The 21,268-nt window shown below is 70.5% G+C and carries 14 protein-coding genes; 5 read left to right on the top strand and 9 right to left on the bottom strand.

The window, feature by feature from the left end; translation table 11 throughout:
• Positions 1-48: 48 nt before the first annotated feature.
• Positions 49-2,937 (bottom strand): helix-turn-helix transcriptional regulator, encoded by a 2,889-nt coding sequence (locus ABD830_RS14185; RefSeq protein ID WP_344987225.1) that lies wholly within the window; start codon positions 2,935-2,937, stop codon positions 49-51.
• A 281-nt stretch (positions 2,938-3,218) separates the two neighbouring features.
• Here ABD830_RS14185 and ABD830_RS14180 point away from each other — a divergent pair, with 281 nt between their 5' ends.
• The gene (locus tag ABD830_RS14180; protein ID WP_344987224.1) at positions 3,219-7,262 is read left to right on the top strand and encodes a HAMP domain-containing protein; all 4,044 of its coding nucleotides are present in this window, start codon (positions 3,219-3,221) and stop codon (positions 7,260-7,262) included.
• 141 nt (positions 7,263-7,403) lie between these two features.
• Positions 7,404-8,309 carry a sensor histidine kinase gene (locus ABD830_RS14175; RefSeq protein ID WP_344987223.1) on the top strand — a complete coding sequence of 302 codons (906 nt, stop codon included), beginning with the start codon at positions 7,404-7,406 and terminating at the stop codon, positions 8,307-8,309.
• A 55-nt stretch (positions 8,310-8,364) separates the two neighbouring features.
• Here the strand turns inward: ABD830_RS14175 and ABD830_RS14170 are convergent, their stop codons facing one another.
• Together ABD830_RS14170 and ABD830_RS14165 are read right to left on the bottom strand one after the other, a co-directional pair.
• Complete coding sequence (locus tag ABD830_RS14170) at positions 8,365-10,149, bottom strand: sensor histidine kinase (protein ID WP_344987221.1); 1,785 nt, start codon at positions 10,147-10,149, stop codon at positions 8,365-8,367.
• A gap of 219 nt (positions 10,150-10,368) precedes the next feature.
• Entirely contained in the window at positions 10,369-10,821 is a 453-nt protein-coding gene (locus ABD830_RS14165; RefSeq protein WP_344987220.1) for a MarR family winged helix-turn-helix transcriptional regulator, read from the bottom strand.
• 63 nt (positions 10,822-10,884) lie between these two features.
• Here ABD830_RS14165 and ABD830_RS14160 point away from each other — a divergent pair, with 63 nt between their 5' ends.
• Entirely contained in the window at positions 10,885-12,009 is a 1,125-nt protein-coding gene (locus tag ABD830_RS14160) for an FAD-dependent oxidoreductase (protein WP_344987219.1), read from the top strand.
• Positions 12,010-12,028: 19 nt separating this feature from the next.
• Here ABD830_RS14160 and ABD830_RS14155 read toward each other — a convergent pair whose 3' ends face one another.
• From ABD830_RS14155 to ABD830_RS14145, 3 genes are read right to left on the bottom strand one after another with little or no spacing between them, the layout of a single operon-like run.
• Entirely contained in the window at positions 12,029-12,868 is an 840-nt protein-coding gene (locus tag ABD830_RS14155) for an NAD(P)H-binding protein (RefSeq protein WP_344987218.1), read from the bottom strand.
• 17 nt (positions 12,869-12,885) lie between these two features.
• Positions 12,886-13,506, bottom strand: coding sequence for a TetR/AcrR family transcriptional regulator (locus ABD830_RS14150; protein ID WP_344987217.1), 621 nt, complete (start codon positions 13,504-13,506; stop codon positions 12,886-12,888).
• A gap of 44 nt (positions 13,507-13,550) precedes the next feature.
• The gene (locus tag ABD830_RS14145) at positions 13,551-14,690 is read right to left on the bottom strand and encodes an FAD-dependent oxidoreductase (protein WP_344987216.1); all 1,140 of its coding nucleotides are present in this window, start codon (positions 14,688-14,690) and stop codon (positions 13,551-13,553) included.
• Positions 14,691-14,772: 82 nt separating this feature from the next.
• Here ABD830_RS14145 and ABD830_RS14140 point away from each other — a divergent pair, with 82 nt between their 5' ends.
• Complete coding sequence (locus ABD830_RS14140; protein ID WP_344987215.1) at positions 14,773-15,330, top strand: TetR/AcrR family transcriptional regulator C-terminal domain-containing protein; 558 nt, start codon at positions 14,773-14,775, stop codon at positions 15,328-15,330.
• On the opposite strand, the gene ABD830_RS14135 is transcribed toward ABD830_RS14140, so the two are convergent.
• Together ABD830_RS14135 and ABD830_RS14130 are read right to left on the bottom strand one after the other, a co-directional pair.
• Positions 15,307-16,341 (bottom strand): alpha/beta hydrolase, encoded by a 1,035-nt coding sequence (locus ABD830_RS14135; protein ID WP_344987214.1) that lies wholly within the window; start codon positions 16,339-16,341, stop codon positions 15,307-15,309. The genes ABD830_RS14140 and ABD830_RS14135 overlap by 24 nt on opposite strands.
• Positions 16,342-16,361: 20 nt before the next feature.
• Positions 16,362-17,576, bottom strand: coding sequence for an amidohydrolase family protein (locus ABD830_RS14130; RefSeq protein WP_344987213.1), 1,215 nt, complete (start codon positions 17,574-17,576; stop codon positions 16,362-16,364).
• Positions 17,577-17,635: 59 nt separating this feature from the next.
• On the opposite strand from ABD830_RS14130, the gene ABD830_RS14125 reads away from it, so the two are divergent.
• A complete protein-coding gene (locus tag ABD830_RS14125; protein ID WP_344987212.1) occupies positions 17,636-18,085 on the top strand; it encodes an SRPBCC family protein in 450 nt (149 codons plus the stop codon).
• 3 nt (positions 18,086-18,088) lie between these two features.
• Here ABD830_RS14125 and ABD830_RS14120 read toward each other — a convergent pair whose 3' ends face one another.
• Positions 18,089-21,250, bottom strand: coding sequence for an AfsR/SARP family transcriptional regulator (locus tag ABD830_RS14120; protein WP_344987211.1), 3,162 nt, complete (start codon positions 21,248-21,250; stop codon positions 18,089-18,091).
• Between the last annotated feature and the right edge of the window lie 18 nt (positions 21,251-21,268).

The raw sequence follows: 21,268 nt of genomic DNA, 5'->3' as shown, positions 1-21,268 counted from the left end.
GCTTGAATCCGGCGGCTCCAGGTGCATGACGGAAACGGGGCAGCGCGATCAGTCGTGGGGGCCGGTGTTCGCCGCCGGCTCCTGAGGCGATTGTTCGGCGGCGTTGCGGGCCAGTTCCACCCGAGAGGTGATGCCGAGTTTGCGGAAGACCTGGCGCAGGTGGAACGAGACCGTGTGGGGGGACAGGAACATCTGGGTGGCCACCTGACGATTGGTGAGTCCCTGGGCGACGAGGGTCGCGACATTGCGTTCGGTGTCGGTGAGGCTGTCCCATCCGGTGCCGGGCCGGTCCGCGTAGGTCCAGTGGCGGCGGCGTACGCCCAGGTCTCGCAGCCGGGCACGTGCCCGGGCCGCGTCCCGCAGTGCGCCGATCTTCAGGTAGCCGTCGGCTGCCTCGTCGAACCTGGCGACGGCGGCCTTTCTGTCGCCGCTGGAGACCCCGTCCGCAGCGCCGACGATCAGCAGGGCTCCCAGGTCCTCCGCCGCGGAGGCGGCGCCCCACGGGTCGCCGTAGTGTGCCGTGGCCTGGGCCAGCGCGGTGGCGTCCCCTTGGAGGATGCCGTGCGCGTGGGCGGCCGCGGCGGCCAGAGCGGGGAATCCGGGGTTGTCGTGCGCGATCTGCCGGGCCGTCTCCACGGTGTTCGCGGCGGCCGAGCGGCGCCCGGCGGCCAGGGCGGTACGGGTCATCCAGGCCGCGGCGTTCGGTTCGAGCATGAGCATCCAACGCCGCTTCCTGATGTCCGCGTAGCAGCTGTCGAGCGCTTCCATCGCCCGCTCCGGGCCGCGCTGGGCCTCACCGACCAGCGCGCCGGCCCAGGCGCTCCACATGGACCCGTACATGGGGCCGTGCGCCGCCCGCTGCTTGGCCTCGATGCGCTCTATGTGCTGCGCTGCCGCCTCCACGTTGCCGCGGCGCAACTCGACGATGGCCAGGACGGCCAACCCGAGCAAGGCGTACGCGTACGCGCCCACCTCATCGGCGGCCTCCAACCCCGCCTGGGCCTCTGCGGCGGCATCGTCGGGGCGGCCGGTGGCCAGCGACAGGCAGGCTCTGAAGAACGCCGGGCTGGCGATGTGACTGGTCGGCCCATAGGCGTCGAAATCCGCGGCGGCAGCGCGGATGACCCTTTCGGCCTCCACATGCCGTCCCACCCCGAAGAGGCAGGAGACCAGGAACAGTCGTGGGTGGGCACGCCGGGCGGCGACGGATCCGGTGCTCGCGATGCGGATGGCCTCGTGGACGTCCCGGAACGCGTCGGCCGCGCGTGCCTCCTCCCAGGCGATGTGCGCGCTGAGCAGCAGCGCCCCGACCAGCGCGGTGTCCTTGTGCCCTGCTCGGTCGGCGAGTACGGCGTTCGCCCGCACCCGTCCGCGCCCGAAGTCGTGCAGTCCCAGCAGGCCGTGGAATACCGCGAGCTCGGTGATGCCGCGCAGCTCGTCGTCGAGATCGGGCTGCGCGAGCAGGTCCTCGGCCTCGGCCACGGCCTCGGCCGCGCGGCCGCTCTGCAGCAGGATGGACGTCAGTTCACAGCGCATGCGATCGGTCCACGGTCCGGGCGGCGCTCGCCGCAGTGCCATCCGCGCGCATTCGATCGCTTCGGCGAGCCGTCCCGCGGCCGTCAGCGCCTCCACCGCCGTCCCCGTACGGACGAGGAGATCGGAAGCTGCCGGGTCGGTGAGCTCGAGTGCCCGGACGGCGAGATCCACCGCCGACGGCGGCGAGTAGGGCAGCACCGCACGTGCCGCCCGGTCCAGCCCGTCGAGAGCCCGCGTGTCGCCGACCCTGGCGCAGCGCATGAAGTGCGCGGCGGCGGGCACGACCGCGCCGCGTTGCAGCAGCATGCATCCGGCCTGTCGCTGCAGTGCCGTGCGCACGGGATCGGAGATCATGTCCGTTACGGCCTGCCACAGGAGATCGTGCCGGAACGTCAGCCGGTCCACCGCGGGCACGATGATTCCCGCGCGGACCGCCTCGGCGAGCCCCGGCAGCAGTCCGTCGACCGGCTCGCCGAGCATCTCGGCGAGATCGTCCACGGAGAACGAGCGGCCCAGGATCCCGGCCACCTGGAGCAGTTGCCGAGTCGACGCCGACAGGCTCACCAGAGGGCTTCGCGCGCTCACCTGAAGGCGCGCCGTCGAGGTCAGCCGGGCGCTGCCCGCAGCGATCTCGACCGCGCCATCGAGCTTGCACATTCTCAGCAGCTCGACGAGCAGGAACGGGTTACCCTTCGCTTCTGCCGCCATCCGCAGGATGTCCGGCCCGGGCGGCGCGCCGAAGGCGTCGGCGGCGATCTCGGCCACCGCCAGGTCGTCCAGCGGCCCGAGGACGACCCGGTCGGCGCCCTCCCGCTCCAGCAGTTCGTACAGCCCCTCCACGCCGGGGTCGCCGATCCCGCTGGTGCGGGCCAGGATCCACCCCAACGGATACGAGGCGAGTTCGGGCAGCAGTGACCGGAGCAGCAGGTGGGTGGTCGGATCGGCCCAGTGCAGGTCGTCCAGAGTGATCAACATCGGGCCCTGCCCGACCCGTTCCTCCAGAAGGGCGCGTAGCCGCTCCACCAGCGACAGTCGAAGATCGGCCGCCTCGGCGCACGGCACCCCCGGTGGTGATGTGGGGCCCAGCGACGTGAGCGCCGGCTCGTCGAACGCCGTCGCCAGCGGTGCCAGGGGTGCCAGGCGCCCGAGTTCGTCGGCCGCGCCGTGGGCGACCGCGATGTCGGCCCGCGCGGCGGCCTCGGTGGCCTTGTGGAGCAGCTGGGTCTTGCCCATCCCCGACCCGCCCTCGACCAGCACCATGGCGCCCCGGCCGGTCTCGATGGCCCGCAGGAGAGCGGCGACGGGGCGCCATTCACGGTCCCGGCCACGCCAGCCGGGCCTGGACAACGATGCCTCGGGGTCCGCGTCCGCGATATGTGGGTAGTTTTCCTCCCGATTCACCCCCATATGCACATCAGACAACGGACCCAGGGGCGCGCGCAACATTTCCCGGGTTTCGTCCGCCGCGTGACTGCGGGGACCGACCATCGCTATATGAAACGTAGAGGGAAACATTGCATGAATGTGGGATAGGTAAGGTCCGGACATCGACCGGAATAAGATGATCGAGGCCAAAGAATGCCATCTAAATCCCATGTAATAGGAAAGGGCGGCAAAAGGCGTAAATATTGGTATAGCGTGGATAACTTCACAGACGGGCATCGACGAAGGAGGGCACGTCGATGAGTGTCCAACGCGCCACGGTTTCTTCCCATGCGATTCATTCGGTCGAGTTGCGCCCGCTGCTGGCGGCGATGGAGGCCCTGCGCGACGGGGACTTCCGCGTCAGGTTGCCGACGGACCACGATGGCATGCCTGCCGAGCTCGCCGCCGTCTTCAACCAGATCGCCGACCGCAATCTGCACTTCGCGGACGAGCTGAGCCGGGTACGCCGCGAGGTCGTACGTCACGGCCGGCTCGACGAGCGACTGTCCGCCAGCCCCGGCCAGGGCGCCTGGGCGGCGACCGTCGGTGCGGCCAACTCTCTTGTCGACGTGCTGGTCGTTCCGACCGCCAACGCGACGCGCGTTCTCGAGGCGGTCGCGGGGGGAGACCTGACCCAGCGGGTGGACCTGCACGACGACAGCCGGCCGCTCTGCGGCAGCCTGCGCCGACTCGGGGAGACGGTCAACCAGATGGTCGACGAGCTGTCACTGTTCACGGGCGAGGTCACCCGGGTGGCCCGCGAGGTCGGCGCGGAAGGACGCCTCGGCGGGCGCGCCAAGGTGAACGGGCTGTCCGGCAGCTGGCGGGACGTGACGGAGGCCGTCAACACGATGGCCGGCAGGCTCACCGCCCAGGTGCGCGACATCGCCCTGGTGACGACGGCCGTGGCCCGTGGCGATCTGACGCGGTCGGTGACCGTGGAGGCAACGGGTGAGCTGCTGGAGCTGAAGCTCACCGTCAACACGATGGTCGATCAGCTGTCGGCCTTCGCCGACGAGGTCACCCGCGTGGCGCGCGAGGTCGGCACGGAAGGACAGCTGGGCGGTCAGGCGCAGGTCCGCGGCGTGTCCGGGGTGTGGAAGGACCTCACCGACAACGTCAACTTCATGGCCCTGAATCTCACCACCCAGGTGCGCAACATCGCTGAGGTGACCACGTCCGTGGCCAACGGCGACTTGTCCAAGCAGATCACCGTCGATGCTCAGGGTGAGATTCTGCAGTTGAAGAACACCGTGAACACGATGGTCGATCAGCTGTCGGCGTTCGCCGACGAGGTGACCCGGGTGGCGCGTGAGGTCGGCACGGACGGACGGCTTGGCGGGCGGGCGCATGTCCGTGGTGTGTCCGGGGTGTGGAAGGACCTCACCGACAACGTCAACTTCATGGCGGACAACCTCACTTCCCAGGTCCGTAATATCGCTCAGGTCGCCACGGCCGTCGCCCAGGGGGATCTGGGCAAGAAGATCGACGTTGACGCGCGCGGGGAGATCCTGGAGCTGAAGTCGACGATCAACACGATGGTGGACACGTTGTCGTCGTTCTCCTCCGAGGTGACGCGCGTGGCGCGCGAGGTCGGCACCGAGGGCAACCTGGGCGGTCAGGCGCAGGTCCGCGGCGTGTCCGGGGTGTGGAAGGACCTCACCGACAACGTCAACGAACTCGCCCTCAACCTCACCACCCAGGTGCGCAACATCGCTGAGGTGACCACGTCCGTGGCCAACGGCGACTTGTCCAAGCAGATCACCGTCGATGCTCAGGGTGAGATTCTGCAGTTGAAGAACACCGTGAACACGATGGTCGATCAGCTGTCGGCGTTCGCCGACGAGGTGACCCGGGTGGCGCGTGAGGTCGGCACGGACGGGCGGCTTGGCGGGCGGGCGCGTGTCCGTGGTGTGTCGGGGGTGTGGAAGGACCTCACCGACAACGTCAACTTCATGGCGGACAACCTCACTTCCCAGGTCCGTAATATCGCTCAGGTCGCCACGGCCGTCGCCCAGGGGGATCTGGGCAAGAAGATCGACGTTGACGCGCGCGGGGAGATCCTGGAGCTGAAGTCGACGATCAACACGATGGTGGACACGTTGTCGTCGTTCTCCTCCGAGGTGACGCGCGTGGCGCGCGAGGTCGGCACCGAGGGCAACCTGGGCGGTCAGGCGCAGGTCCGCGGCGTGTCCGGGGTGTGGAAGGACCTCACCGACAACGTCAACGAACTCGCTCTCAACCTCACCACCCAGGTCCGCGCCATCGCCGAGGTGACCTCAGCCGTCACGCAGGGTGACATGGACCGCCTCATCACCGTTGAGACCCGGGGCGAGGTCTCCGAGCTGAAGGACAACATCAACCAGATGGTCTCCAACTTGCGGGAGACCACCCGAGCCAAGGACTGGCTCGAGTCCAACCTCACCCGCCTGGCCGGGCTGATGCAGGGCCACCGCGACCTCACCGAGGTCGCCGACCTGGTGCTGCGCGAGCTCACCCCGCTGGTCAACGCGCAGTACGGCGCGTTCTTCCTGGCCGACACGGACTGCGAGGGCGGACCCGGGAGGGGGCTCGCCTACATCGCCGGTTACGGCTCGCAGGGGCGAACCGTCGACACCACCGGAATGCCAGGTCACGGCCTCGTGCAGCAGGCCGTCCGGGAGAAGAAGCGCATCCTGGTGGCGGATGCCCCGCCCGACTACATCACGATCCGCTCGGGCCTCGGGGAGGGCACGCCGACGAGCGTCGTCATCATCCCGATCCCCTTCGAGGACAAGGTGCTCGGCGTCATCGAGCTGGCGTCGTTCAGCCGCTTCTCCGACGTGCACCTGGCCTTCTTCGACCAGTTCGTCGACACCATCGGCGTCGCGATCAACACCATCATCGCCAACTCGCGTACGGAGGCGCTGCTCAGCGAGTCGCAGCGGCTGACGACCCAGCTCCAGGACCGCTCCAAGGAACTGCAGAGGCAGCAGGCCGAGTTGCAACGCTCCAACGAGCAGCTCGCGGAGAAGGCGGCACTGCTGTCGTCCGCCTCGCAGTACAAGTCGGAATTCCTGGCGAACATGTCGCACGAGCTGCGCTCCCCGCTGAGCTCACTGCTCATCTACGCCCGGCTGCTGTCGGACAACGCCGAGGGCCGCCTCTCCGCGGAAGAGGAGCAGTTCGCGCACAACATCTACTGGTCGGGATCCGATCTGCTGCAGCTGATCAACGACATCCTCGACCTGTCGAAGGTCGAGGCCGGCCGGATGGACATCCGGCCGAAGTACCTTCCGCTGGCCAGGCTGCTCGACTACGTGAACACCACGTTCCGGCCCATCGCCACGGAGCACGGGCTCGACTTCGACATCGAGGTATCCGAGGACGCGCCTCACGATCTCTACTCCGACGGGCAGCGGCTCCAGCAGATCCTGCGTAACCTGCTCTCCAACGCGTTCAAGTTCACCTCCGAAGGCCATGTCAAACTGCGCCTGGAACGAGGCGCCGACATCGACGACGAGTCTCTGGGCTCGGCCGAGGACGTCATCGCCTTCACCGTCGAGGACACCGGCATCGGCATCCCGCCCGAGAAACTCACCACCATCTTCGAGGCGTTCGAGCAGGTGCACGGGCCCGGCGGGCACACCAGCGGCACCGGTCTCGGCCTGTCCATCAGCCGCGAGCTCGCCGGTCTGCTCGGCGGCAAGATCGTGGTCGAGAGCGGGCTCGGCCGCGGCAGCAAGTTCACGTTGTACGTGCCCGTGGTCCCCCCACTCCGGGACGATCTGGGCGAACAGCCTCCGGACCAGACAGAGGCGGCGACGTTCGCACCCACGCAGACGAAGCCCGTCCCCGAGGAGCTCACGCCCGACCGTACGGCGCTGCCGGACCGAACGGACGAGCGGCAGAGCGGCCCCGCGACGGACGTACTGTCGGGCGCCGAGGTCCTCATCGTCGACGACGATGTGCGCCTGGTCACGGCACTCACCCACGTCCTCGGACGGGCGGGGATGTCGGTGCTGCACGCCTCGAACGGCGAGGAGGGCATCGAGGCACTCGCCCGCCACCCGCAGGTGTCGCTCGTCCTGATGGACATCATGATGCCTGTCATGGACGGCTACGAGGCCATGCGGACGATCCGTAGCGATCCCCGTCACGCCGATCTCCCGATCATCGCGCTCACCGCCAAGGTCATCGCCGGGGAGCGGGAGAGGGCGATCGCCGCCGGCGCCAACGAGTACGTGCATAAACCGGCCGATGTGAACCTGCTGCTCAGTGTCGCCCGTGACCTGCTGGATACGGACGGCACCGAACGGTAGCCGTGCGGCGAACCACCACGGATCCTCTTGCTGACCTGCACGGATGTGTGATGTGCAGGGCCGGGGTGTCGACGAAGAATTGAGCTGGACCTATTGCTCAGCTCCGCCAGCAACGCTTGGGCGAAATGAGGATGCCCCGCAATGGATCGCCTTATGAAGCTGCGCCAGTACGTCGATGCGCTCGGCACCCCGGGAACCGCGGACGGCGACGCCAACAAATGGCCCATGCACGACGAGCTCCTGACGTTTCCCGGCGAGGACGAGGTCACCCGGCTCACCCGCTCTGTCACTCGTTGTATGGGACGGCTGGAGCAGGCGCTCCAGCGACAGCGCCGGTTCTCCTCCGAAGTCTCGCATGAGCTGCGCAATCCCATCGCCGCGTTGCGCGTCCGGCTGGAGGAGGCGCAGCTGCACCCAAGCCAGACATGCATGGACGACCTCATCGAGCAGGCACTGGCCGATGTCGACCGGCTGGAGGCGGTCGTCACCGACCTGCTCCTGCTGTCACGGATCGAGGCGACGGGGGGCGAGAGCAGGTGCAACGGCGCCAGGAGGACGGAGGCGATCGACCTGGCGGAGCTGGTGACCTCGGAGTCCTCCCGCCGGGTGGACCGGCTGGGCACCAAGCTGAAGCTCGCTCCCGGGGTGATCGTCATGGGTATCCGCAACGAGCTCGTACGAGTCCTCATCAACCTGCTGGACAACGCCCAACGGCATGCGATGCGCGAGGTGGAGGTCGAGGTCAGCCGCAACGGGAACAGCGCCGAACTGATCGTCTCCGATGACGGTGACGGGATCGCCGAGGTGGACAGAAAACGGATCTTCGAGCGGTTCGTCCGGCTTGACGCCTCGTGGGAGCGCGACCGTAACGGCACCGGACTCGGCCTGGCGATCGCGCGTGAGATCGCCCATGGCCATCACGGCACCATCGAGGCGGGCAGGTCCGCCAGCGGCGGAGCCCGCTTCGTGCTCCGGCTCCCGCTGGCCGATCACCTGGCGCTGTCCGGACAGTCCCGCTCATATGAGCGTGCAGATGGATCGCGCTGAAGACCTGTAGGCCCGTAGGCCCGTAGAGGGCGCGCGGCCCCCATTCACGGGGCGGTCATCGGCCTGACGGGATCACTGCGGTGAGCAAGGTGCCCTGTCGGGCAGGGCTGTCGATCTCAAAGGTGCCGCCGAGTGCCAGGACCCGGTCGTTGAGCGCGACGAGCCCTGCGCCGTCGGTGAGAACGGCCCCGCCGATGCCGTCGTCGCGGACCGCCACCCGGACCTTCGTGTCCTTCATGTCCAGTTCCACGCAGACGATGGAGGCGCGGGCATGCTTGGCCACGTTGGTCAGCGCCTCGAAAACGATGTCATAAATGACTGCCTCTATGCGCTCCGGCAGTCGGCACTCGACGGCCAGGACCAGCTCGACCGGGACGACCGAGTGGCGAGCGAGCATCGTCAGCGCGGGCCCGAGACCGCTCTTGGACAAGACGGCCGGATGGATGCCGGGAGAGAGCGTCCGCAGCTCCTGGATGACGAGCGCCGTGCCTTCGCCGATATGTTCAAGCCGTTCCCGCAGCTCGACCAGGTCCTCCGGGACCAGGTCCGCCACGGTGCGAAGGGCGAGGCCGACCTCCATCAGGCGCTGCTCGGCTCCGTCGTGCAGGTCGCACTCGATCTGGCGGCGCGCCTCGTCGGAGGCGGCGACCACGCGCGCCCGTGAGGCGGCGAGCTCGTTGCGCGCCTGTGCGTTGGCCAGAGCGGTCGCGACCAACTCGGTGAAGTCGAGCATGCGTTCCTCCACCGACTGCTCGGCGGCCTCCAAGGCGCGGAAGAGCGCGATCATCACCCCCCACGGCTGACCCTCGACAGTGATCGGGATGCCGACGGCGGATACGACCCCTATGGCGCGGGACCAGTCCGCGAGCTGGCCGGCGATGTTCTCATCGATATCTATCCGTTCCGGGTGCCCCGCGCAGGTCACGAGGCTGGCGATACTGTGCTTCTCCAGCGGCCAGTTCGACCCCGCCGTCGGCATCTGGGCGCAGCCGTCCTTGGCCCAGACGCTGACCAGCACGACCGTGGGGCCGGGGTCGTAGCGTTCGAGGAGCGCGAAGTCGGCGTTGACGATGTGGCCGACTTCGCCCGTGACGGCATCGAAGATCTCCGAGGGCCGGACTCCATGCGCCACCAGCGTGGCGACGCGCCGCAGCGCCGCCTGCTCCTCGGCGAACCGGCGCAGCTCGTCGCGGCTCGCCTCCAGCGCCTGGCTGATGGCCTCCCGCTCGTGGGCCGCATGCAGCAACGCCTCCAGCGAGGGCACCACGCGTTCGTCCAGCCGGCGCGTCATGCGCTCCGGGAGGTCCTTCGGCACGGTGAGCGTGCCGAGCCGGTTGCCGCTGACCGTCAGCGGCAGCGCCACGTGCTGCCCGTCGCCTGCCACCGTCGCCGTCTCGATGGAGAGAAAGGGCAGGCCCAGGGCGCGGCCCAGTTGCTGAGCGGCCACCGGCAGCGCCGATCGCAGGTGCTCGGTGCGCAGCAGCAGCCTGGCGATCTGTGCGTCCAGGTCGGCGTCGCTGCGCCGCTCCTCGGTCTCGACAGCCAGAGAGCGCATCAATGCCGCGCCCCAGCCGACCAGCAGCGCCACCGTGAGAAAGATGACCAACGGTATCCAGCCCCATACCGAAAAGGCGTCGGCGGGAGGAAGCAGGAAGTAGTCGAGGATGACGCCGCTGGCGACGGCGGTCAGAACGCCCAGCACCGGACCGCACAGGAACGACACCGCAAGAACGCCGAGAACGTAAACCGGCCCCATGGTGCTTGCCGGGATATGCCGCGACAGAAAGTAGCCCAAAAATGTTTCGGCTGCGATGATCGATGCACTGACCAGAATGCCCACGGGCAGGGACAACCGAACCGGGTGCAGCAACAGCGACTCTATGCGCTTCACCATAGTTTTTAGGCTACTCATTAGGGACAAAGGTGCCGCAAAGGTCAAGCGCTCTATCATAAGTCATTCGTACGGCGGGGAAGATAGCGATCCTCATTCTGGCAAAATCCCCGTTAAAGCTGCGCTCCGCTTCGTTCTTCCCCAGCCGGCTTGAGCGCCGATGAGGCTCTACCGTTCGTCCTGGCGCAGCTCCTCGGTGGCCGATCGATAGGCCTGGGCGACGCGGGTGAACATGTCCAGCAGCAACGGCACCTGCTCCGCCCCGTAATGCACGGCCAGCGCGTCAAGGTGCCGCCTGGACGCCGCGCAGGCCGCGTCGTAATCGTCCATCCCGCCCTCGACCAGCTCCACCGTGACCATGCGCCGGTCACGCTCGCCACGCACCCGCCGTACGTATCCGGCCTTCTCCAGCCTGTCGATCAGCCGGGTGGTCGAGGCGGACGGCAGCCCGAGCTCCTCGGAGATCGCTCCTACGGCGAGGGGTCCGCGCGTCTCCAGCAGGATCGTGGCGGCGACGTCGACCGGTTGCAGGCCGAGCCGGTCGGCGACCGCCTCGTTGTGCAGCAGGATCGCCACCAGGAACTCGCGGAAGATCCCCTCTTCCGGACGCTTGTCGGCCACTTTCCCAACCTACTCCACCGCGATGTATCTTCGAATCGAAGACACTCCGATCTGGAGGAAAGAATGGACATACTCGTCATAGGCGCCGGGGTGGGCGGCCTGGCTGCCGCACGCGGGTTACTGGCCGCCGGTCACCGGGTGCGGCTCTACGATCAGGCGCCGGCGCGGCGGACGGGCGGCAAGGCGCTGCTCGTCTGGAGCAACGGCAACGCCGTACTGGACGATCTCGGCGTCAGCCTGGAGGGCGTCGGCGCCCGCATCGACCGGATCGACGCGCTGACCTCCGGCGGCCGGCTGCGCACCAGCATGGACATCGCCCACGCGACCGACCGGTACGGCTTCCCCACCCAGGCGGTTCCCCGCCGTTACCTGCTGGAACGACTGGCCGAGGGGCTGCCCGACGACATCGTCCACTACGGTCTGGCCTGCCGGAGCGTCACGCAGGACGGCGGCCGGGTCACGGCGACGTTCGCCGACGGGTCGACGGCCACGGGCGACGTGCTCGTCGGAGCCGACGGCCACCACTCGGTCGTACGGCGCACCCTGTGGGGCGACGGCACCGTGCGACCGGCCACCTTCGGCACCTGGCAGGGCCTGAGCCCCATCGACATCGACATCACCGACACGACCCGGCACCTCATGATCAGCGGGCGGGAGGGCGCCTGCGGCCTCATGCCCGCCGGCAAGGGCTTGCTGCAGTGGTGGTTCGACGTGCGCCGGTCGCCCGGCGACCCGCGGCCCGCCGCGCCGCTGGCCGAGCTGCGGCGCCGGTTCGGGCACTGGGCCTCGCCCGTCCCCGAGGTGCTCGCCGCCGCCACCGAGGACGATCTCGAGTTCTTCGGCCACCACTGGAACCAGGTCCGCAAGGTCTGGGGCGAGGGCCGCATCACGCTGGTCGGCGACGCCGCCCACACCATGCCGCCCACCCTGGGGCAGGGCGCCAACCAGACCCTCGAGGACGCGTGGGTGCTCGGGCGCGAGCTCGCCGAGGATGGCGACGATCCGGAGGTACGGCTGCGCGCCTATGAGAAGGCGCGCTACCCGCACATCTCCCTGGTCTCCCGGCTGGCCAAGCGGAATCCCGCCAACTGGCGGGTCCCGCCGCTGATCGCTCGGTTGGTCCCGGAAACGTACCAGACCGCCATGCTCGCCCGCTTCAGCAACCGCCTCACCGCGGCCGCCGGGTGATCACTCTCGTATGAGCCGCTCAGGCGAAGTCGGCCGCGTGATCGACCGCCCATTCGGCGAACGTGCGCGCGGCACGCCCCGTCACCTTCTCCACCGTCGCCGACGTCGGCGCGGGGACACCGTCGCGGGCCGCCCACTGCCTCATGGTCACCTCGACGCCGATCGGCGGCATCGTACGGCCCAGCTCCTCCCGCGCCTCCTCGGCCGAGATCACCTCGATGGCGACCGCGCGGCCGATCGCCTCCCCGATGAGCTCGACCTGCCGCCGCAACGTGAGCGACTCCGCCCCGTACACGGTGTAGGCCTGCCGCTCGTGCCCCGGCTCGCGCAGCGCCGTCACCGCGAGCGCCGCCAGGTCCTTCTCGTGCACGGGAGCGGTCTGCGACTCCGGGTACGGCAGGCGCACCGCCCCCTTGGCCCGGATGGGCTCACGCCACCACCACAGCGTGTTCGTCGCGAACATCCCCGGCCGGATGAACGTCCAGTCCAGCCCTGACTCCTCCAGGGCCGTCTCGACGGCCCGATGCGCCAGGGCGATCGGATTGCGCTCGGCGCCCTCGACCACGACCGCCGCCGATGACAGCAGTACCACCTGCCGCACCCCGGCCGACCTGGCCGCCTCGGCGAAGGCCGCGACACCGTCCGGCTTGGCGTACACGAACACCTTCGCGGCGCCCTCCAGCGCGGCCGGCAACGTCTCGGGACGCTCCAGGTCGGCCACCACGACCTCCGCCCCCGCAGGCAGGCCGCCCTTCTCCGGCTCCCTGCTCGTCACCCTGACCCGCTCACCGGCCGCCAGCAGGCCGGCGGCGACATGGCGCCCCACATTGCCCCGAGCCCCGAAGACCACCATCACCATCGCGACAACACCCTCCCTCAGTCCTCGGCCGCGCCGAGAAGCTTGACCAGCTCGCCGTGCAGCCGGCGCCGCACCTCCGGCGACAGCGGATCGTCGCCGAAGATGTCCCGTACGAACTGCGGCATCGTGATCGGCGTGAACACCACCGCGTAGGCGACCAGCAGCGCGAAGGCCGGATCCACCCGATCGGTGACCTCCCCGGCCTCCTGCCGCCTGCGCATCCGCTCCAGCGCCGCGGCCATCCTGGACCGCTGCGCCTCCAGGTGCCGCCGCCCTTCGTCGGCGTCGGCGAACGGGCAGTCGCCCAGTGCCTGCCACACCACCAGCCGCGCCCAGTCGGGGTCGTCGAGCGTGCGGGCCAACTGCGCGCCGATCGACTCCTCGAAAGAGGCGTCGGGCGCCGACGGCTCCGCTTCTTGCCGGCGCCGCCGCAGCTCCTCCAGCAGGCCCTGCTTGCCGCCGAAGTAGTAGGAGATCAGCTGCGGGTTGACGCCGGCACGGGCGGCGATCCCGGCCGTACGCGCGCCGGAGTAGCCCTTCTCGCCGAACTCGCGCACGGCGGCTCGCAGGATCCGCTCCCGGGTCTCTTCCGCGGCCTTGCCGCGCTCATCAGGGCGCGGCGCTCTGCGTGGCACCATGCAGGAGACGGTAATCCATCATCTATCTGATTGACAAGCGTCATTCAACTGGTTGAAGGAACGAAGCGCTTCAGCGCCTCCTTGCTGTACTCGACCGCCGCGTTTCCGCGCGCCAGCATGTCCTCCTGGTATTCGGCCAGCGCCGAGCGGAGGTCCCGCTCGCCCCGATGGACCTCGGCCAGCCGGTCGCCCAGTCGCAGCGCGTCCTGGATGGCGGTGTTCGCGCCGTTCCCCCCGCTGGCCAGGGTCAGGTGGGCGGCGTCGCCGAGGAGCGTGATCCGGTCCGCCGGCCAGGGCGGCACGGGACGGTCGTAGACCTGGGCGCGGCCCACGGCGCTCATGTCGGCCGCGGCCACCAGGTCCCGCAGGTCCGGGTGCCAGCCGTCGATGAGCTCCAGGACGAACTCGCGGGCGTCCGGGAGGGTCTGCCGCGACGCCGGGTGCTCGGGGGGAACGATCAGCACCCAGCGTACGTAGCTGTCCCGGTACGGCATGTCGAGACCGGGAACGAGCTCGGCGGCGGCCTCGGAGGGCTCCCTGCCGAACTGCATGCGGCCCAGCATCAGCGTGATCCCCGGCCCCTTGACCATGGTGCCGCGGCCGGGCACCAGTTCCAGGAATCGCTCGGTGATCGTGGTGCGGCCCATCGCGCCGCTCAGGTCGGTGTCGACGTAGCCCACCTCGGGGGCCACATGGCGGCGGACCACCGAGTTGCTGCCCTCGGCTCCCACCAGCACGTCCCCCACGGCCTGCGTGCCGTCGGCGAAGCGGGCCGTCACGGTCCCTTCGGCTTCCTCGACGCCGGTCAGGCGCTTGCCGTGGGTGACCCGGCCGCCGAGGCCGCTGAGCAGGATCCGCCGCAGCACCTGCCGGTCGACCGCCCTGGCCTCGTCGGGACCGGGCAGGTCACGGCTGAGCAGCGTGAGGTGCTCGTCGAAGAGCAGGCCAGGCCCGTCCAGGCTGCCGCTGGTCGCCTCCGCCAGCTCGTACAGCCGCTCCGGCAGACACGCGCGCAGCCCCTCCCAGCCGAGCGGCGACAGCCCGATCCGGTAGCCCTGGAAGCGCTCGCCGCTGCCGTCGTCGGCCTCGTACACGTGTACGTCGACGCCCGCGCGTAAGAGCCCGTGCGCCAGCGTCAGCCCGCCGAGGCCCGCCCCCGCGATCAGTACCCGCTGTCCGTTCATGTCCATCCCTCCCGATCCGACGTGAACAACGTTCACGTGTACATTGTTCACGTACGCGGAGCCGGGTTGTCAAGGAGTTCACATGGGGGAGCGGCGCGGGCAGGTCCTGCAGGCGGCGATCGAGCTGCTCGACGAGGTCGGCCTCGACGGGCTGACCATGCGCCGCCTGGCCGGCAGGCTGGGGGTGCAGGCCGGTGCGCTGTATCGGCATTACCCCAGCAAGCAGGCGCTGCTGGACGCCATGGTCGCGCACCTCGTGACCCCGCCCGACGGTGCCGCCCCGCCGCTCGAAGGACCCTGGGACGAGCGGCTGCGCATGATGGCCATCGGCATCCGCGAGCTCATGCTGGCCCACCGGGACGGGGCTCGCCTGCTCTCGACGTTCCAGCACCCGGGGGACGAGGCCGTGGCCGCCTTCCACGGCCTCATCGCCGCCCTGGCCGCCGCGGGCATCCCGGCGGAGCTGGCTCCGGTGGCCGTGGACACCGTCATGGCCTACGTCAACGGCTACACGACCGAGGAGCAGGCCCGCAAGGTCGGCCACTGGCCCAAGGAGCAGCGCGACGCCGCCTTCCGTGCGGGCCTGGAGTTGATCATCGCTGGTGTCAGGAGCTCGTCAGGGGCTCAGGCGACGGGATAGCCAGGCCAGGGCGAGCGGATAGCGGTATTCGATGGCGCCGTGCCCGGCGTCGAAGAGCTCGAAGTAGATCTTCTCGTCCGGTACGCCCGCCGCCTCCAGCGCCCGGCGGAACGCCACCGCCCCGAAGTCCAGGAAGTACTCGTCCTTGTTCCCGGCGTCCACCCAGATCGCGCGCATCGAACGCAGGGCCTCCGCGTAGCGGGGCTCCCCGGCCATCACGACCGGGTCGCGGGCGAGCCAGCGCGACCACACCTCCGGCACCACCGCGCCCGTGTCGTCGAAGGGCACGCGCACGGTCCCGTCGGGGTCGGCCGAGTACGCCGCCGAGTACGCGTACATCTCCAGCAGGTCCAGATCCCCCTCCTTGGTCCCGGCCAGGCGGCCGCGGAAGTCGGCGAGGAACGTGTCGTACGAGCCGTCGTACATGTCGCGCAGCCTGCGCGCCAGCTCGGGGAACGAGCTGCGGTTGCTGACCTCGAACAGCGCGTCACCGGCATGGGTGGCCAGCGCCCCGAAGACGTCTGGCGCCAGCATGGCCGTCACCATGGCGCCGTAGCCGCCGCTCGACTTGCCGGTGACCGCGCGGTGGTCGCGGTCGGCGATCGTGCGGTAGCGGGCGTCCACCCACGGGACGACCTCGTCGCGCAGGTAGGAGTGGTAGCGGCCGGTGGCGGGGGAGTCGAGATACTGGCTGCCGCCGAGCGCCGTCCACGCGTCGACGTACACGACGATCGCGGGCTCCGCCTCCCCGGAGGCGAACACGGCGTCGGCGAGCTCCGGGTACGGCCGGCGGAACGGCGCCCGGTTCAGCCACATGGCGACGTGGCCGGTGTAGCCGAGCAGCACGTAGATCGAGGGGTAGCGGCGACCGGGCTCGTCGTCGTACCCCGGCGGGACATACACCAGCACCGGGCGCTCGTGCGGGTCACCCAGGGGATTGCCGCGCAGCAGGGCGCTGTCGATGACGTCATGGTCGAGGCGGCCGGCCAGCTCGGCGGACCAGGGCAGCATGAAGAATCCTCTCGATCGGCTCAGCCGACGGACGGGGTCACCGTGTCCACGCCCGCCTGCGTGACAGCGCGGCCGGAGACCAGGACCAGGGTGAGATTGCGCAGGTCGGCCAGGCGGGTGAGCGGGTCGCCCGCGACCGCGATGAGGTCGGCCCGCTTGCCCGCCTCCAGGCTGCCGGTCACCTCGCCCACTCCGCAGGCGTCGGCGGCGCGCACGGTGGCCAGCTCGACGATCTCCGCGTTGCCGTAGCCGACCTGCGCGAACACCTCCAGGCCGCCGACGTACCCGTCGGTGGGGTTGGCCACGCCGGCCGAGGCGAACCCGGCGTCGGTCCCCGCGATGAGCCGGATCCCGGCCTCCCGCATGGCGGCCACGCTGTTCAGCCAGGCGTCGAGCATCTCGGGCCCGTGGCTCTCGCGCATCCGCCAGAGCGAGCCGTGCACGGTGGGGCACACGTACGTGCCGCTCGCCGCGACCAGATCGGCCAGCTCGGCGTCGAACTCGTGCCCCGACGGCGTGAAGAACGTGCAGTGCTCGATGGTCGTGACGCCCGCCTCGACGCAGCTGCGGATCGACGCGTGCGCGTGGGCGTGCGCCGCGACGCCCTTGCCGCGTGACGCGGCCTCCTCCACGACGGCCTTGAGCAGGTCGGTGCCGTACTGCTGCGCCCAGCTCGGCGGCGCGCCCGGCGTCATCAGCCCGCCCGACGCCATCACCTTCAGGCAGTCGGCGCCCGCCCGGAGGTTCTCCCTGGCGACGCGGCGGACGGCGGGCTCGTCGTCGGCCTCGCCGCCCATGTACCAGCAGTGGCCGCCGGTGATCGTGATCGGCCTGGTCGCGGCCACGATGTGCGGGCCGACGGCGAGGCCCTCCTCGACGGCGTCGCGCAGCGCCAGGTCGAGGAAGCCGCGCGAGCCGAGGTCGCGGCAGGTCGTGACGCCCGCGGAGACGAGCTTGCGCGCGTTCTCCGCCATGCGTAACAGCAGGTGGTGGTCGCTCTCGGGGCTGCGCCGCGTCAGCGGGTCCACCTTGGCGTCGAACCCCAGGTGCACGTGCGCGTCGATCAGCCCGGGCAGGACCGTGTGGCCCGGCAGGTCGACGATCTCGGCGGCGTCGCCGCCGCTGCCGCGCGGCCCCACGGAGACGATCGTGGAGCCGTCGATGAGGACCTCGCCGCCCGCGATCACCTCTCCGGGATGTCCGGTGAGCACCTTCGCGGCGCGAATGATCCTCATGCACCCGACCTTAAGACCATGAGAAGAGGATCTGAAGGCCGGTCCCGCACTCTGGGGACATGACGACGCAGACCGCAGAGTACGAGATCATCCGCCCCTACGCCGCCCCCCGCGAGCTGGTGTGGGCCGCCTGGACCGACCCCGAGCGCTTCTCACGGTGGTTCGGCCCCCGGATGCTGACCACGCCGGTCGGCCGGATCACGCTGGACGCCCGGCCGGGCGGCGTCTGGCGCGCCACGCTGGTCGGGGAGGACGGGTTCGAGGCCACGCTGAACGGCACCTACCGCGAGGTGAAAGGGCCGGAGCGGCTGGTGTTCACCACGGGGGACCCGGACAATCCCGGCGACGGGCCGGCGTCGGTGGTCACGATCGACTTCACCGAGGCGGACGGCGGGACGGAGATGCGCTTCCACCAGTACGGCGTCAACACCGACCCCCAGCACGCCGAGCAGGCCAAGGCGGGCTGGATCGAGTTCTTCGACCGGCTGGCCGAGCACCTTGCCGCGTAGCTGTCACAGCAGGTCCGCGGCCTGGTCGAGCTTGAGGGAGGCGCCTTCCTGGTACGCGGCCGCGAAGGCGTTCTCCCCGAGCGCGTCGCGTACCCTCGCCGTCACCCGCTCGATGTCGGCCCGCTCGGCCGCCCCCGCGGGAGTCTGGTTGCGCTCCCTGGCCGCGGCCGCCAGCCCCAGCAGCATGGCCGCCTTCTCGGTCGGCCCGGCGGCCGAGGCCACGCCCTCGACGGCCCACGCCATCGTCCTGGGGTCGCCGATCCTGTGGGCGGCGGCCAGCGCCTCCACGTGCAGGTCCATGGCCGCCTCCGGGTCGCCGCGCAGCTCCAGCAGGAAGCCCAGCTCGATGAGCGTGTCCGGCAGGTGCACGGCGGGCTCCACGTCCGGGCCGCGCGGCACCCCTTCGACCAGTTGGCGCAGGTGGGTCTCGGCCAGGTCCAGCCGGCCGGCCCGGCGCGCGGCGAAGGCCAGACCCATCTGGCCCATGATCGTGCCCTCCTTGTAGCCCTGGCTCTCGGCCAGCTTCATGGCGCGCTCGCAGAACTCCATGCCGCGCTCGTACTCGCCGCTCTGCAACGCGATCCAGCCGAGCCAGGCGATGCGCGTGGAGACCTCCGGCCACAGCCCCAGGTCCTCGGCCATCCGCAGCCCCTCGCCGAACAGCCGGTTGGCCCGCTCCGCGTCGGTCGCCATCTCGGCCAAAGACGCCAGCCACGCCGTGGCCTGCAGCAGCCCCCAGCGGTCGCCCAGCTCGGTGAACAGCCGCGCGCTCTCCTCACCGATCCGCTCCAGCGCCTCGATGTCCCGCGTCGTGAACGCGTCCCTGGCCTGTCTGGCGAGCGCCGCCGCGACGCCCCACCGATCGCCGAGCTCCCTGAACGTGACCAGCGCCCGGCGCGTCAGCTCCTGAGCCGTCGGCATGTCCTGTATGTGCATACCGACGAACAGCTCGGCCCTGGCCCGTTCGCCCGGGTCCTCGACCGCCTTCAGCACGTGCTCCCACGCGACCTGCTCGCCCACCATGAGAGCGAACCCGGCCTCCCACGCCGCCGCCCTGGCCCTGACGGGTGAGGGGTCGCCCGGGACGGACAGCGCGGTCGCCATCGACCGCCTGCCCTCGGCCAGCCTGCCGCGCAGGAACCAGTACCAGGCGAGCGCGTTGACCAGCCGGGCCGCGCTGTCGGCGTCCTGCCGGGCGACCGCCGTGTCGAGCGCGGCCCGCATGTTCGCGGCCTCCGCGTCCAGGCGCAGCAGCCACTCCCGCTGCTCGTGCCCGTACAGCTCCGGCTCGGCCCGTACGGCCAGCTCCAGGTAGTGGTGGAGGTGCGCGAGGCGTACCCGATCGAGCTCGCCCGCGTCGGCCAGCCTCTCCCTGCAGTACTCGGAGACCGATTCGAGCAGCCGGTACCTGACGCCCGCGTGGGCGTCGGCGACGACCACGAGCGAGCGGTCGACCAGGCGGACCAGCAGGTCGAGCACATCGAGCTCGGACGCGTCGCACACGGACTCGGCGGCCTCCAGGGTGCAGCCGTCGGCGTGTACGGCGAGGCGGCGCAGGACGCGGCGCTCCTCGTCGGACAGCAGGTCCCAGCTCCAGTCGATCACCGCGGTGAGCGTCTGCTGGCGGGCGGGCGCACCGCGCTGCCCCGAGGCCAGCAGCCGGAACCGGTCGTCCAGCCTGGCCACCACGCCGTGGACGCCGAGGGCCCGCACCCGGGTCGCGGCCAGCTCCAGCGCCAGCGGGATGCCGTCCAGCCGCCTGCAGAGCTGCGCGACGGCCTGCGCGTTGCCCGCGTCGAGCGCGAACCCGCGGGCGGAGGCGGCGGCTCTGGTCACGAAGAGCCGGACCGCGTCGGAGCGCGCCATCACCGCCAGGTCGGCGCTGCCGGGCACGTCCAGCGGAGGCACGCTCCACAGCACCTCGCCGGCCACGGCCAGCGGCTCCCTGCTCGTGGCCAGGATCCGCAGCTCGGGGCAGGCCCGCAGCAGCGTCGCGGCCAGCTCGGCGACCTGCTCGACCACGTGCTCGCAGTTGTCCAGCACCAGCAGCATCCGCCTGGCCCTGAGCGCCGCGGCGAGCCGCTCCGCGAGCGCGCGGTCGGCGTCGCCTGGGGAGGCCCCAGGGGAAGCTGGCGCGGTGGCGTCCTCGCGGATGTCCAAGGCGGCCATGACGGCCTCCGCGGGGGAGCGGGACGCCTGGTCGAGCGCTACCAGCCAGGCGCCGTCCGCGAACCCGTCCACCAGCCGGTTCGCGGCCTCCAGCGCCAGCCTGGTCTTGCCCACCCCGCCGCTGCCGGTGAGCGTCACCAGCCGCTCCTCGCCCACCAGCGCGCAGACCTCGGCCAGCGCCTCGTCCCTGCCGATGAGCTTGCTGACGGAGGCGGGCAGGTTCGTGACGGGGCGGTCGGCGGGCACGCTCAGCGCGGGGTCCTGCCCGAGTATCGCCTGGTGGAGCGCGACCAGCTCGGGCCCGGGGTCGAGGCCGAGCTCGTCGGCCAGCCGGTCCCGCAGCTCGGCGTAGGAGGCCAGCGCCTCGCTCTGGCGGCCCGCGCGGTAGAGGGCACGCATGTGGACGGCGCGCAGCCGTTCCCTGAGCGGATGCCTGGCCACCAGGTCGCCCAGCTCGCCCACGAGCAGCCCGTGCTCGCCCAGCTCCAGCCGCGCCTCGGCGTGCTGCTCCAGCGCCGACAGCCGCTGCTCCTCCAGGCGCAGTACGGCCGACCTGGTGTACTCCTCGTCGGCGAAGTCGGCGTACGCGGGCCCCCGCCACAGTGCCAGCGCGTCGGCCAGCAGCCCCGCCTTGGTCCGCGGGCTGTCGGCGGCCTCGGCCCGGCCCAGCAGGGCGGCGAAGCGCGCGGCGTCCACGGCGCCGTCCTCGTTGCGCAGCAGGTAGCCCGGGGCTCGGGAGACGACGAGGTTCTTGCCGCCGGGCTCGGCGTCCTCGAACGCCTTGCGCAGCTGCGAGACCCGCACCTGCAGCGCGCCGGCCGGGTTGCCCGGCGGCTCCTCGCCCCACAGATCGTCGACCAGCCGGTCCACGGACACCGGATGGCCCTCGTGGACGAGCAGGTCCACGAGGAGCGCGCGTACCTTGAGCCCCGGAATCGTGACGCTCTCGCCTGAGTCCGTCCACACGGCCAGCGGGCCCAGCACCCCAAAACGCATGCTCGTCACCTTATGTGC

Source organism: Nonomuraea helvata (genome assembly GCF_039535785.1).
In the GTDB taxonomy this organism is placed as follows: Bacteria; Actinomycetota; Actinomycetes; order Streptosporangiales; family Streptosporangiaceae; genus Nonomuraea; species Nonomuraea helvata.
The sequence above is the reverse complement of the archived record's forward strand: the minus strand, read 5'-3'. Positions and strand labels throughout refer to the sequence as shown.

Bases quoted from the DNA above. Each gene is read 5' to 3' on its own strand.
- ABD830_RS14125 (WP_344987212.1), top strand. From the start codon at position 17,636: ATGACGACGCAGACCGCAGAGTACGAGATCATCCGCCCCTACGCCGCC.
- ABD830_RS14145 (WP_344987216.1), bottom strand. From the start codon at position 14,690: ATGAACGGACAGCGGGTACTGATCGCGGGGGCGGGCCTCGGCGGGCTG.
- ABD830_RS14175 (WP_344987223.1), top strand. From the start codon at position 7,404: ATGGATCGCCTTATGAAGCTGCGCCAGTACGTCGATGCGCTCGGCACC.
- ABD830_RS14135 (WP_344987214.1), bottom strand. From the start codon at position 16,341: ATGCTGCCCTGGTCCGCCGAGCTGGCCGGCCGCCTCGACCATGACGTC.
- ABD830_RS14160 (WP_344987219.1), top strand. From the start codon at position 10,885: ATGGACATACTCGTCATAGGCGCCGGGGTGGGCGGCCTGGCTGCCGCA.
- ABD830_RS14120 (WP_344987211.1), bottom strand. From the start codon at position 21,250: ATGCGTTTTGGGGTGCTGGGCCCGCTGGCCGTGTGGACGGACTCAGGC.
- ABD830_RS14155 (WP_344987218.1), bottom strand. From the start codon at position 12,868: ATGGTGATGGTGGTCTTCGGGGCTCGGGGCAATGTGGGGCGCCATGTC.
- ABD830_RS14130 (WP_344987213.1), bottom strand. From the start codon at position 17,576: ATGAGGATCATTCGCGCCGCGAAGGTGCTCACCGGACATCCCGGAGAG.
- ABD830_RS14180 (WP_344987224.1), top strand. From the start codon at position 3,219: ATGAGTGTCCAACGCGCCACGGTTTCTTCCCATGCGATTCATTCGGTC.
- ABD830_RS14140 (WP_344987215.1), top strand. From the start codon at position 14,773: ATGGGGGAGCGGCGCGGGCAGGTCCTGCAGGCGGCGATCGAGCTGCTC.
- ABD830_RS14150 (WP_344987217.1), bottom strand. From the start codon at position 13,506: ATGGTGCCACGCAGAGCGCCGCGCCCTGATGAGCGCGGCAAGGCCGCG.